14 protein-coding genes are annotated in these 12,378 nt (G+C 63.6%); 8 read left to right on the top strand and 6 right to left on the bottom strand.

The genetic code is table 11. From position 1 onward, the window contains the following. Positions 1-87: 87 nt before the first annotated feature. On the top strand, positions 88-816 hold the full coding sequence (locus tag NKI69_RS21235; RefSeq protein WP_128303502.1) for an AzlC family ABC transporter permease: 729 nt from the start codon (positions 88-90) through the stop codon (positions 814-816). After that, entirely contained in the window at positions 813-1,109 is a 297-nt protein-coding gene (locus NKI69_RS21230; RefSeq protein WP_352442244.1) for an AzlD family protein, read from the top strand. Before NKI69_RS21235 ends, NKI69_RS21230 begins: the two co-directional genes overlap by 4 nt. A 158-nt stretch (positions 1,110-1,267) precedes the next feature. Here the strand turns inward: NKI69_RS21230 and NKI69_RS21225 are convergent, their stop codons facing one another. The 3 genes from NKI69_RS21225 to NKI69_RS21215 form a co-directional block, all read right to left on the bottom strand. Further along, positions 1,268-3,112, bottom strand: a complete 1,845-nt coding sequence (locus tag NKI69_RS21225) for an aminopeptidase P family protein (protein WP_352630873.1) — start codon at positions 3,110-3,112, stop codon at positions 1,268-1,270. 139 nt (positions 3,113-3,251) lie between these two features. Further along, on the bottom strand, positions 3,252-4,124 hold the full coding sequence (locus tag NKI69_RS21220; protein ID WP_352551809.1) for a 50S ribosomal protein L11 methyltransferase: 873 nt from the start codon (positions 4,122-4,124) through the stop codon (positions 3,252-3,254). Between the two features lie 10 nt (positions 4,125-4,134). Continuing rightward, positions 4,135-4,713: an SCO family protein gene (locus NKI69_RS21215; protein WP_128303538.1), complete on the bottom strand. Its 579-nt coding sequence runs from the start codon at positions 4,711-4,713 to the stop codon at positions 4,135-4,137. A gap of 228 nt (positions 4,714-4,941) precedes the next feature. Between NKI69_RS21215 and NKI69_RS21210 the strand changes: the two genes are divergently transcribed. From NKI69_RS21210 to NKI69_RS21200, 3 genes are all read left to right on the top strand, one after another. Then, positions 4,942-5,433, top strand: a complete 492-nt coding sequence (locus NKI69_RS21210) for a CreA family protein (protein WP_352551976.1) — start codon at positions 4,942-4,944, stop codon at positions 5,431-5,433. 68 nt (positions 5,434-5,501) lie between these two features. Next, positions 5,502-6,143 carry a DapH/DapD/GlmU-related protein gene (locus tag NKI69_RS21205; protein WP_128303506.1) on the top strand — a complete coding sequence of 214 codons (642 nt, stop codon included), beginning with the start codon at positions 5,502-5,504 and terminating at the stop codon, positions 6,141-6,143. Positions 6,144-6,446: 303 nt separating this feature from the next. Beyond that, positions 6,447-6,872 carry a low affinity iron permease family protein gene (locus NKI69_RS21200; protein ID WP_352722485.1) on the top strand — a complete coding sequence of 142 codons (426 nt, stop codon included), beginning with the start codon at positions 6,447-6,449 and terminating at the stop codon, positions 6,870-6,872. Between the two features lie 3 nt (positions 6,873-6,875). On the opposite strand, the gene NKI69_RS21195 is transcribed toward NKI69_RS21200, so the two are convergent. Then, positions 6,876-7,742 carry an SDR family NAD(P)-dependent oxidoreductase gene (locus tag NKI69_RS21195; RefSeq protein WP_352722484.1) on the bottom strand — a complete coding sequence of 289 codons (867 nt, stop codon included), beginning with the start codon at positions 7,740-7,742 and terminating at the stop codon, positions 6,876-6,878. A gap of 163 nt (positions 7,743-7,905) precedes the next feature. Here NKI69_RS21195 and NKI69_RS21190 point away from each other — a divergent pair, with 163 nt between their 5' ends. Continuing rightward, on the top strand, positions 7,906-8,187 hold the full coding sequence (locus NKI69_RS21190) for a hypothetical protein (protein WP_023813121.1): 282 nt from the start codon (positions 7,906-7,908) through the stop codon (positions 8,185-8,187). Positions 8,188-8,240: 53 nt separating this feature from the next. Here NKI69_RS21190 and NKI69_RS21185 read toward each other — a convergent pair whose 3' ends face one another. Beyond that, positions 8,241-8,816, bottom strand: coding sequence for a TMEM175 family protein (locus tag NKI69_RS21185; protein WP_128303509.1), 576 nt, complete (start codon positions 8,814-8,816; stop codon positions 8,241-8,243). Between the two features lie 240 nt (positions 8,817-9,056). Between NKI69_RS21185 and NKI69_RS21180 the strand changes: the two genes are divergently transcribed. Together NKI69_RS21180 and NKI69_RS21175 are read left to right on the top strand one after the other, a co-directional pair. Then, the gene (locus NKI69_RS21180) at positions 9,057-9,458 is read left to right on the top strand and encodes an SH3 domain-containing protein (protein WP_023813119.1); all 402 of its coding nucleotides are present in this window, start codon (positions 9,057-9,059) and stop codon (positions 9,456-9,458) included. A 184-nt stretch (positions 9,459-9,642) separates the two neighbouring features. Continuing rightward, on the top strand, positions 9,643-10,854 hold the full coding sequence (locus NKI69_RS21175) for an MFS transporter (RefSeq protein WP_128303510.1): 1,212 nt from the start codon (positions 9,643-9,645) through the stop codon (positions 10,852-10,854). 33 nt (positions 10,855-10,887) lie between these two features. Here NKI69_RS21175 and NKI69_RS21170 read toward each other — a convergent pair whose 3' ends face one another. Beyond that, positions 10,888-12,360 carry an MATE family efflux transporter gene (locus NKI69_RS21170; RefSeq protein WP_502900186.1) on the bottom strand — a complete coding sequence of 491 codons (1,473 nt, stop codon included), beginning with the start codon at positions 12,358-12,360 and terminating at the stop codon, positions 10,888-10,890. Positions 12,361-12,378 lie beyond the last annotated feature (18 nt).

Raw genomic sequence — 12,378 nt, 5'->3', positions numbered from 1 at the left:
GCCACCTACATACCGCGCTTCCCTTGTTGTTGTGCATGTCGTTATCCCTGCTACGCACTTTTGGGCGACATGCATCAGGAGTGGTTGATGGCGACGGACGCAATTTCGGAGAGCAGCGAAAGAAGCGATTTCTGGCAGGGCGTGCGGCTGTCGATGCCTGTCGTGGTGGCGTCTGCGCCGTTTGCGGTGCTGTTCGGTGCGCTCGCCGTCGACAATGGTTTCTCGGTCCTGGAAGCCTTCCTGATGAGCGCGCTGGTCTATGGCGGCGCCAGCCAGATGGTCGGCATCCAGCTGTTCGGCCAGCATGTGGCGCCGTGGCTGATCGTGCTGTCGATCTTCGCCGTCAATTTCCGCCACGTGCTCTATTCCGCAGGCATCGGCCGGCGCATCGCGCACTGGCCTGTCACCCAGCAGGCACTTGGTTATTTCATCCTCACCGATCCGCAATTCGCGGTAGCCGAAGCGCGGGCGCAATCGGGCCAGACGGTCGGCTTTGCCTGGTATCTGGGGCTTGGCTTGCCGGTCTATCTGTTCTGGATCGTCGAAAGCGCGCTTGGCGCACTGTTCGGCAAGCTGATCCCCGACACGCATGCGCTCGGCATCGATTTCCTGCTGCCGATCTATTTCCTCGGTCTCGTGCTGGGCTTTCGCAAGCGGCCGCTGTGGCTGCCGGTGGTCGTCGCCAGCGCCGCCGCCTCGATCATCGCCTACAAGACGGTCGGCTCGCCTTGGCATGTCTCGATTGGCGCTGTTGCCGGTGTGCTGCTGGCGGTCATCCTGCCTCCCCATCACAGCGGCGTAAAGGCACGGCCATGAGCACGACCTTCTGGATCATCATCGCCGGCGCAATCGCGACCTATCTGACGCGCATCGGCGGGCATCTGGTCATCTCCCGCTTCGAAACCATCCATCCGCGCGTCGAGGCCGGTCTCAACGCCGTGCCGGCGGCGGTGCTGACGACGCTGGTGGCGCCGGAACTGTTGAATGCCGGGCCGGCGGAATGGGCCGCACTGGTGGTCACCGCGGTCGTCTCGCTGCGCGGTGGGTTGATGGCGATGTTTCTGGCGGGTGCGGCGATGTTGATCGTGGCGCGGCAGTTCGTCGGGTAGGGCGTATCGATATTCAGGTGATGACGGCCTGCAAACGGCGGCTTCCTGCGCTTCCGGTGCTCACGTACCCAAAAGTACGCTCCGCTCCGGTTCTCGGAACCCATCGTTTTCGGCTCGTCCTGACCTGAATCTCGACACGCCCTCGGCGCCTCAGAAAATCAAATCTTCGCGTCGTGCGGCAGCGGCGCTGTCGCCTTCTCCAGCCAGGCCAGCGTTTCGCCGTCGAGCATCGGGCCGATCTCGGTCAGCACGCGCGCATGGTACGTGTCCAGCCAGTGCAACTCGTCGCGCGTCAGGAGGTCCGACTGCACCAGTCTTGTGTCGATCGGCGCCAGCGTCAGCGTCTCGAAGCCGTGCATGGCGATATCGCCGCCCTCGATCTCTTGCGCCGGCGTCACCAGGATCAGGTTCTCGATGCGGATGCCGTAGGCGCCTTCCTTGTAGTAGCCCGGCTCGTTGGACAGCATCATGCCTTCGAGCAGCTTTTCGGTGCCGGTGCGGGCGATACGCTGCGGCCCTTCATGCACGGCCAGATACGAGCCGACGCCATGGCCGGTGCCGTGGGCGAAGTCGCAACCGTGCTTCCACAGCGCCATGCGCGCGACGGCATCGATCTCGGAGCCGCGCGTGCCGGCGGGAAAGCGCAAGGTGGAAATGCCGATCATGCCTTTCAGCACCAGGGTGAAGCGTTCGCGCATCTCCTGCGTCGGCTGGCCGATCGGCACGGTGCGCGTGATGTCGGTGGTGCCGTCCTGATACTGCGCACCGGAATCGAGCAGGAACAGCTCGCCGGCCTGCAGCTTACGGCTGGTGGCGCGCGACACGCGGTAATGCATGATGGCACCGTTCGGGCCGGCGCCCGAAATGGTGTCGAAGGAGACATCGCGCAACGGCATCTGGGTCTCTTCGCCGGTCTGCCGGCGCTGTTCCTCCAGCCGGGTGACCACCGATATCTCGTCGAGCGATCCGGGTTTTTGCCGCTCCAGCCAGCACAGAAGCTTCGCCACGGCGGCACCGTCACGCCGATGCGCGGCGCGCGAGCCGTTGATTTCGGCCTGGTTCTTGGTGGCGCGCGGGATGCGGGCGGGGTCGGCTGCGGCGATCACGGTGCCGCCATTGGCCTCGACCAGCATGCGCAGCCTGTCGGCCGCCAGCACCGGATCGAGCGCGATTTTCGCGCCACTCTTGGCAAGTGCCGCAATCGCCGCTTCGAATTCGCCGGGCTCATGCGGCTCGGCGAGCTGGGTGAGGTAGGCCGCGACCTGGCGCGAGAACTTGCGCTTATCCATGAAAAGCTGGTGCGACCCATCGGCGGCGAGGATGGCGAAGCCGAGCGCCAGCGGCGTGTGCGGCACGTCGCCGCCACGGATGTTGAAGGCCCAGGCGATGGAGGAGGGGTCGGTCAGCACCGCATGGGTGGCACCATCCTTGGCGATCGCCGCCGCCAGCCGCGCCAGCTTGTCCTTGGCAAGCTCGCCGGCAAAGCCGATCGGGTGAAGCTCGACGGGAGCCACCGGCGCCTCGGGCTGATCCTTCCAGATAATGTCGATCGGGTTCTTGTCGAGCGGCACCAGCACAGCGCCCGATCTGTCGGCCGAAGCCTGCAGCGCCTTGACCTCGCTGATCGTGTGCAGCCATGGATCAAAGCCGAGCCGTGCGCCCTTGCCAAGATTGTCTTTCAGCCAGACGGCCGGGGGATTGTCGACCAGGCTTTCGATCGAAAAGACGTCGAGATCGACCTCGCTGCGCACCTGCAGCGTGTAGCGCCCGTCGACAAAGACGAAGGCGCGGTCGCGCAGGACGATGGCGACACCGGCCGAGCCGCTGAAGCCGGTCAGCCATTTCAGCCGCGCCGAGCGGTCGGCGACATATTCGCCCTGATGCTCGTCGGCACGCGGCACGATGAAGCCGTCCAGCCCGTTGGCTTCAAGCCATTGGCGCAGCAACGCCACACGCGGTTTGCCGACGGCCGGGTCGCCGGCGGAATCGAAGGTCTGGAACATTGTGGGCCTCCTGCGGTCAGCGCAACCGTAGCGTACGGTCGCGGAAATCGGAATCGATTTCCGGCTGCGCGCAACCTGCTACAGCATCGCTTGGCTGACAATCGGCGGAACTTGGTCCAAGCTCGGTCGGTGCCCGGGCTCAATGCTTGAGGTGGATCGTCACCCAGCCCTCGCGGTGCAAGGTTCTGACGTGGCGAAAATTCTGGCCGACATAGGCCGAGATGACGGCGTCCCGCTGGCGCTCGAGGATACCCGACAGCACGATCGAGCCGCCAAGTGCGATGTGATCGGCCATTTGCGGCGCCAGCCGCATCAGCGGCCGCGCCAATATGTTGGCGACGATCAGATCGAAGGGCGCGCGCTTGCCGAAGATCGGATGGTGAAAGCCTGGTGCTGTTGCTGTTTCCACCAGTGCCTTGACGTGGTTGAGCCGCGCATTGGCGGCAGCCACCCGCACCGCCACCGGATCGATGTCGGTGGCCAGCACAGGAATATGCGCCAGCTTGGCGACGGCGATCGCCAGCACCGCGCTGCCGGTGCCGAGGTCGAGCGCATTGCGCGGATGCTCGCGCCGCACCACTTTCTCCAGCATTTCCAGGCAGCCGGCTGTGGTGCCGTGGTGACCGGTGCCGAAGGCGAGGCCGGCCTCGATCTCGATGGCCAGTTCACCGCTGTGGCGCTTGCGGCGGTCATGCGCGCCGTGGACGAAGAAACGGCCGGCACGCACCGGCTTCAGCTCTTCCAGCGAATGCGCCACCCAGTCGATGTCGGGCAGGGCCTCGCGCTTGATCGGCTTCGATAGGGAAAGGCCGGCAAGGATCTCGTTCAAGCGGGTCTCGACCGCATCGACGTCGCCATCGGCATAGAGCGACACTTCGTGGATGTCCTTGTCCTCGTCGACCTCCAGGACGGCGATCGGCAGCCCCTCTTCCTCGAAGGCTGCCTCAAGCGCCGCGAAAATGCTGACGGACTCGATCTTTCCGGTGGTGAAGTAAAGGCGCGTCTGGGTCATGAAAAGGTAATCAGCCTTTCGCCGCCAGCCGCTTCAGCTTGGCGATGGCCGTATCGGCGCTTTCGCCGTAGGCGATGGTGCCGGCAAAGTCGCCATTGGCGTTGAGCAGCAGCACCGAGGCGGTGTGGTCCATCGTGTAGTCGCCGTCGCCGGTGTCGACCTTCTTCCAGTAGATGCCGAACGACTTGGCCATGGCATGGACCTTGTCCGGAGCGCCCGTGATGCCGACGATACGGTCGGAGAAATTGCTGACATAGGCGTTCATCACTTCCGGCGTGTCGCGCTCGGGATCGACCGAGACGAAATAGGCGTGCAGGTTCTTGCCGTCGTCGCCGAGCGTCTTCAGCCAGCCGGCCAGTTCGAACAGCGTGGTCGGGCAGACCTCGGGGCAATGGGTGAAGCCGAAGAAGACGACGCTGGGCTGCCCCCTGAAGGCGGCTTCGGTGATCGGCGTGCCTTTCTGGTCGACCAGGGTGAAGGCGGCCCCGAACGGTTCGCCGCCATAGTGGCCGCGGTACCAGTCGAAGGTCAGCCAGCCGATGCCGGCCGCCATCAGGACGAGAATGCCGACCAGGATAGAACGCATCATCATCAAAAGTCCGTCTGCAGAAATCGCCGCGCCGGCTCAATGCCGCGCCTGTGCGACAGTCTTAGCGGTTCGGCCTCGCACAGGCAAAGTGCCGCGTTGCCGCAACCGCGGCGGTGTCGACCTATCTGCTTGCAAAGCCGGGCTGCTCGCCCCACCTGTGACCGGCAACTCGAACCGCAGGAGGCTAGTTTGCGACGACTGGTTGGGCGACGGCTGCTTGGGCACGGACTGATTGGGCGGAAACTGATCGGCGGCGCCTTGGCCGCCTGCGTTGTCCTTGGCGCCGGTGCCGCGGTCGCCGAGGAAGTCGGCAAGGTCGGCGTCGACTGGCTCGGCAATGACATCATCGTCGAAGCGATCAAGGATCCGAAAGTGGAAGGCGTGACCTGCCACGTCTCCTATTTCGATCGCGGCATCATCGATCGCCTGCACAAGGGCAACTGGTTCGAGGATCCGTCCGATTCCTCGATCTCCTGCCGCCAGACCGGTCCGATCACCATCGGTGACATCGACATGAGTGAGGGCGGCGAGGAAGTGTTCAAGCAAGGCATCAGCCTGATCTGGAAGAAGCAGGTGGTGAACCGCATCTACGACAAGGCCAACGAGACGCTGATCTATCTCTCGCATTCGCGCCAGGTGCAGAACGGCTCGGCCAAAATGTCGGTCACCACCGTGCCGCTCTACGGTCAGAACGTGGTGTGGAGCAAAGGCAAGCCGTAACAGGCTGCCGACCTTCGGACGATTGGTCCCGCTTGCGGGACCAATCGCTCGGGGGTAAAGCCGCCGGCATGGACCGTTCCGAAAACCTCGTCCCGAAAGACCCCGAGCCACGCATCCATCCGACCGCGGAGCTGAAGGCGTGCAAGCTCGGCCGCTATGCCTCGATCGGCGAGCGAGTGGTGCTGCGCGAGGTGAATGTCGGCGACTTCTCTTATTTTGAACGCCATTCGGAAGCGATCTACACGACGATCGGCAAATTCTGCTCGATCGCCGCCAACAGCCGCATCAATGCGCTGGAGCATCCCATAGAGCGGCTGACCCAGCACAAGCTCAGCTACCGGCCGAACGAGTATTTTCGTTGGCTGGGCGTCGATGCCGCCTTCCGCGAGCGGCGGCAAGCGAAAGCGGTGACCATCGGCCATGATGTCTGGATCGGCCACGGCGCGGTGATCATGCCCGGGGTCGCCGTCGGCAACGGTGCCGTCATCGGCGCCAACGCCGTGGTGACGCGTGACGTGCCGTCCTATGCGATCGTCGCCGGCGTGCCGGCGAAGGCTCTCCGGCCACGCTTCGCTCCGGATATCGCGGCGCGGATCGAAGCTCTCGCCTGGTGGGACTGGCCGGTCGAAAAGCTGGCCAGAGCGGTTCCCGACATGCAGGCCATGCCGATCGAAGCGTTCCTCGATCGCTGGGAAAACGACGCCGTCTGACCAGTTCAAGTGCGTAGCGTTGAGACGGAGTCGGGCGACGCGCTTCAAGGCCCGCCGGACTGAAACCCCTTCCGCCATGCGGGGGTGGCGCAGCGGAAGGGGCTGGAGTTAAACCGCTGTGAAGCGGAAGGAACAGGCACTCTCGCCTGCAGGGTCATTGTGACATTGAACCCATAAGGCGTGTTTTCCAGGCTATTCTCCCTATGCGTGTAGGCAATTGTACCTGAGGTATTTGTTTGCGTCGGGAACCTGAAACGGTCGCTGATTGTTTCTCATCGCGCCGCAGCGTCGAGGATACGATAGATGGAAAAGCATTTCACCAAGGTCGCCAACTGGGTCGCCCGCATAGCCGGCCTGCCGCCTACATTCGCCGTCTGTTGCCTGATCGTCATCGTCTGGGCGGTGAGCGGTCCGTTCTTCGGCTTTTCGGACACCTGGCAACTCGTCATCAACACGGGCACGACCATCATCACCTTCCTGATGGTCTTCCTGATCCAGAACACTCAGAACCGCGACGGCGCGGCGATCCAGGCCAAGCTCGACGAACTGATCCGGGTCGGCAAGGGCCACAACCACTTCATAGGCATCGAGCATCTGACCGAATCCGAAGTCGAGGAAATCCGCGCCAAATGCGAGCGTGCGGCAAAGCGGCATGACGAACAGATCGCCGACATGGCAGCGAAGAAGGTTGTGACGAGGAAGCGCGGGTCGAAAAAGCAGGCGGCCTGAAGATCAGTCCTTCATGAACGCCGCGAAACTGTCCTTGTGGTCCGGATGCCAGCGCGACAGGGCTGGGCGGTTTTCGATGATGTCGCCGATCGCCCAGGCCATGCGCTTTTCATCCAGCGGGCGGGCCGCCTCATTGTCCGGGCACAGCATGTAGAAATCGCCTCTGGTCAGGGATTCCAGCATGAAATCCACAACCTGTTCGCCGGTCCAGGCGCCGGCCGGTTTTTCCGTCGCGCCCTCGGTCAGGCCGGTAAAGGTGAAGCCGGGGATCAGCAGATGGGCAGCGACATGGGCGCCGGGTTCGTTGCGCAACGCATGCGCCAGGCCCTCGGTGAAGGTTTTCACCCCAGCCTTGGAGACATTGTAGGCAAGGTTGCCGGGCGGCGTGGTGATGCCTTGCTTGGAGCCGGTGTTGACGATCAAACCCGGCCCGGCCGAGGCCAGCATTCGCGGCGCGAAGGCCTCCACGCCATGCACGACGCCCCAGAAATTGATGTCCAGCAGCCGTTTCCAGGCGTCGCGGTTTTCCCATGGCTTTCCGGGATTGTCGCCGACGCCGGCATTGTTCATCAGCAGCGACACGCCGTCGAAGGCGCCGAACGCCCTCTCGGCGAGGCGGTCCACCTCATCCGCCTTCGAAACGTCGGCGGCGACGGCAAGCACGGCATCGTCGCCGGCAATCGCAGAAACGGCGCGCGAGGCGTCGTCAAGCCGCGCGCCGCCAATGTCGGCCAGCACGATCTTCATGCCCATCAGTGCAAGCCGCTTGGCGGCCGCCAGACCGATGCCGCTGGCGGCGCCGGTGATCACGGCGGCATTGCCTGGGGCAAGCGCGGGCAGGGCGGTCTGGATCTCGGCGTCGGTGATCATGGGCGATGGGTTCCTTGTTCGATGCGCCGAACTTAGCGCCGGAACCGATCGGTGCAAGCCTCTGCTCGCCTTGTCGGGTTGACCAGTTCGGTCGAGGCTGCGCATGTTGCCCTTTGCCTCCGCAAAAGAGATTTTGCCCTGGGGACAAACGGAGATTTCCTGATTGACGGACTGGGTTGCAATCCTGAAAGAACAGACCGCCATTGGCGACCAGATGGGCCGCGAGGTGCCGCAGATGCTGGCCAACCCCGACATCAGCGAAACGCAGGTGAAGACGCTCTTTTCCGCCCTGGAGAAACAAGCCGAGTTCGTCGAGAAGCTGCGCATGGCGCTGGAAAAGTTCGGCCATGATTTCTCGATCATCAAGGCCGCGGAACGGCTGGAGGAGCGCTATGCCGACCTTGCCGCATCGGTGGCGGAAAAACTGAAAGCGATGCGCAAGTAGCGCAACTCTGGGAAAGACGTGCAACGCTTTGCCTTGAAAATGCGTGAAGACAGCTACTTTTCAATCACCCGCGCAAAGCGCGTATCCGGTACGAGCCATATCATCGCGACCAGCACATAGAGTGCGACGCCGATCCACTGGCTGACGAAGGTCAGCACGACGGCTGCGATGTAGACAGTCAGCGAGAGCTTCCCCTTGCGGTCAGTACCCAGCGCCTTGGCAAAGGCGGTATCATTGCCGTGCAGCCGATGCAGCGCGGCGGCGAGTATGGTGTAGGCGATGGCGCATAGCGCGAGGTCGGTGCCATAGACGGCGACCGGCACCGGCGCAAAGTGGTTCTCGCCCATGAAGGCTGTGGTCACCGGCATCAGCGACAGCCAGAACAGCAGATTGAGGTTGGCCCACAGCACGCGCCCGTCGACCCGCTGCACGGCGTGGAACATGTTGTGCAAATTGTTCCAGTAGATGCCGACATTGATGAAGGACAGCACGTAGCAGAAGAAGATCGGCCACAACGGCACCAGGACGGAGAAATCCTCGCCATGCGGCACTTTCAACTCAAGCACCATGATGGTGATGATGATAGCCACGACGCCGTCGGTGAATGCCTCGACCCTGCCTTTGCCCATGGATCCCACCTTTGCCCGCGATGAATTGTCGAAAGAGAGTAAACGCTAGCGGATGTTGGGGAGCCAATAAATGGCAACCGGGAAATTCCTCAACCATGTCCAAGGAAAATCCGGCATCAGTCCCGCTGGTCAGGACGATTACGGCCGCCCACCGTTGACTTTTCTTGGCTTGGCCGCTCCTCTTGCAGGGCAGTCTTGGCCGAAGCAGATGTACGGCCGGGATTCTAATGGAGGGGACTGATGAGATTTCGTTTTCTGCTTGTGGTCGCGACCATCCTGGCTGCGGTCTTCGGGACGTCGGCCGCGGCCTTCGCCTATAGCGCCCACACCTCGACCAACCTCAACGTCCGTAGCGGGCCGGGAGCGGGATACGCCAGAGTGGGAACGCTGCCCGCCGGCTTCAGGGTCAATGTCACCGGCTGCCAGCCGGGCTGGTGTAGAATCCACGGCGGCGGCGTGAGCGGCTGGGCCAGCGCCGGTTATCTCGAACGCTCCCAAATCGTTCGCCCGCCGATCATCATCGTGCGCCCGCCGCATCGGCCGCACTGGCAGCACAGGCCGCACCGTCCTCCGCACCATCGCCCGCCGCACAAGCCGCGCCCCGGCAAGTGCAAGATCGCGCCCGGCTTCCCCTGCAGGTGAGGCCGACCGGTTGAGCGATAGATGACGGATCGGAGCCGCTGGCCCCGATCCGAGCCTGTTCAGCCGGCGGATATCCCGCTCAAGCAATGTCCACGGTGCTGTCAGGAGCCTCCCTGTCGGCTGGAACGTCGTGGATGAAACCGCGTTAAATCCTCGATCCCCGAAATTGGTGACGAGGTTGGCCATGGCCATTCGCAATTTTGCGCATACGCACGAAGGAGCAGGTGGCGACGCTCTTGCAATCCCCACCGTCGCCGCGATGATTGCGGTGCTGTTTGCCGGCAGCACGGTGCTGACGCCGCTCTATATCGTGTACAAGCAGCAATTCGGCTTTTCACAAATCACCCTGACGCTGATCTACGCCGTGTATGTCGTCGGCAATCTGGCGGCATTGGTGATGTTCGGCGGGGTGTCCGATGTCGTCGGGCGCCGGCCCGCGAGCCTGGCGGCGATGCTTGTCGCCATCGTCAGTGCGCTTGTCTTCCTGTTTGCCGGAAACGTCGTCTCGCTCGACGTCGCCCGCATCCTGAGCGGGCTTGGCATCGGCGTCGGCGCGGGGACCGGAACTGCGTGGATTGCCGAGCTTCTTCCCGGCGCGGACAAGTCGCGCGCCAGTGTGATCGCCACCAGCACCAATTTCCTCGGCCTCGGCTTCGGCGCACTGATTTCGGGACTTCTGGCTGAATATGAGCCATGGCCGTTGCGGCTGATCTTCATCGTCTATCTGGCAGCACTTTTGGTGGTAACGATCCTGGTCTGGCGCACTCGCGAAACGGTGGCGAAGCCGGGCGGCCTGCGGCGGCTTTCCTTGCGGCCGCAACTTTCCGTCCCGGAGGAAATCCGTGCGCGCTTCGTCGCGCCGGCGGTGACCGGCTTCGGCGCGATGGCGCTGGTCGGGTTCTACGCCGCGTTGGCGCCGAGCATCCTGGCGCAGCAGCTGCATGTGACCAACCACGCCGTCGCCGGCGCGCTGTTCTTCGAACTGGCGATCGTCACCGCGATCAGCATTGTCGTTCTGATGCACATGAAGAGCAACAAAGCGATGCTGGCTGCGCTGGCATTGATGATCCCAAGCGTCTCGTTGGTGGTGGCGGCGCAGACACTGGCCTCGATGGCACTGATGGTTGCTGCGACGGCCTGTTGCGGCGTTGCGGCGGCGCTTGGTTACCGTGGCGGGCTGCAAGTGGTGAACGAGATCGCGCCAAAGGCTCGTCGCGCCGAAGTGGTGTCCAGCTTCTTCATCTGCTGCTTTGTCGGCAACGCCTTGCCCGTCATCGGCATCGGCATCGTTTCGACCTATGCCAGTCCTATCACTGCCAGCCTGGCATTCGCCGGCGTGATCGTGGCGTTTGCGTTGGTGGCACCGGCTTTTGAGCTGAAACAACACGGGCGTTGAGCCCTGGAGCTGTCCAGCGGAACCGGGTTGGCTTCAGCCGTTCGGTGTTTCAGGCGAAAGATGCGCGCGTCCGCGCGGCACGCCAAGACCGGTGTCCGGCGGCTCGCCGGCGGCCGGCCTGTTCTCGATCATGTGCGTGGTGCGCCAGCGGCCGAAACGGTAGTAGGCAGCGGCCAGTACAAGCGAGCTGATCGAACCCACCGGGAAACTCCACCACAGCGCTTCCTCGCCGATCACGCCACGCATGAAATAGGCAAAGCCGGTGCGCACGATCAGCACCGAAATGACCAGGATGATCAGCGGCGGCATCACGGCACCCGTGGCTCGTACGGTGGCAAACAGCACGATGGTTATGCCGAACAGGATGAACGACCACGAGGCGACATTGTTGATGTGGACGGCGATGTCGATCGCAGCACTATCGCTGCTCAGGAACAGGCTCAGCACCGAACGGTCGAAAACCGACAGCACGGCAACCAGCGCGCCGGTCAGGACCAGGTTGAAGCCGACGCCGGAGGCGGCGATGCGGCCGATCCGGTCCCAGCGCCCGGCGCCGACATTTTGTGCCGCCATCGAGGACACCGCGGCGCCGATGGCGAGCGCCGGCATCTGGATGTAGGTCCACAGTTGGGCGGCGATGCCGTAAGCGGCCGCGACCTGCGAGCCGTTGGAGTTGACCATGCCCATCACTGTCAATGCAGCCGCGGAGATGACGATCATCTGCAGACCCATCGGCACGCCCTTGAAGACGACGATGCGCAGCAAGGTGGGATCGGGCCGCAGCAGAGCGAGGTTGGCGCCGGCCAGCCGCAGCGGATGCTTGCGCACATAGAGCACGATCAGGATGGCGATCACGCTTACCGTCTGGCCGATCAGCGTCGACGTGGCGGAGCCGGCGATACCGAGTTCGGGAAACGGCCCGATGCCGGCGATGAGCAATGGGTTGAGCACGATGTCGAGGACGACGGCCAGAGCCATGAAGAAGAAGGGCGTGCGTGAATCGCCGGCACCGCGCAGCACGGTCATGACGAAGGACAGAAGGTTCATCATCGGCACGGCGACGAAGATGATGCGCAGATAGGACCGGGCCAGCGGCAAGGCATCGGCCGGTGTGCCGAGCGTGTTGAGAATGGCGTCGACCCAGATCCAGCCGCAGACCGCGAAGATAACCGAGACGAGGAAGAAGAACGTCGCGCTGGTGCCGACGATGCGGCGCGCCTCGGGCAGGTCGCGGGCACCGACCGACTGGGCCACCAGAATGGTGGCCGCCATGCCGATGCCAAACACAGTGCCGAGGATCAGGAACAGGACGAGGTTGGCGTTGGAGGTGGCGGTCAGCGCCGATTCGCCGAGGAAACGGCCGACCCAGACGGCGTTGATCGATCCGTTGAGCGACTGCAGCACGTTGGAGCCGAGCACCGGCAAGGCGAACAGCAGAAGCGTGCGCGGGATCGGGCCGCTGGTCAGGTCGCCGGTGCGCCGGCGCGCGGGCATTTTTTCGTCCATGGCGGGCAGCTCGGCAGA

It is taken from the genome of Mesorhizobium sp. M0491, from assembly GCF_040321265.1.
Classification (GTDB): domain Bacteria; phylum Pseudomonadota; class Alphaproteobacteria; order Rhizobiales; family Rhizobiaceae; genus Mesorhizobium.
This window is presented reverse-complemented; position numbering and strand designations above follow the sequence as displayed.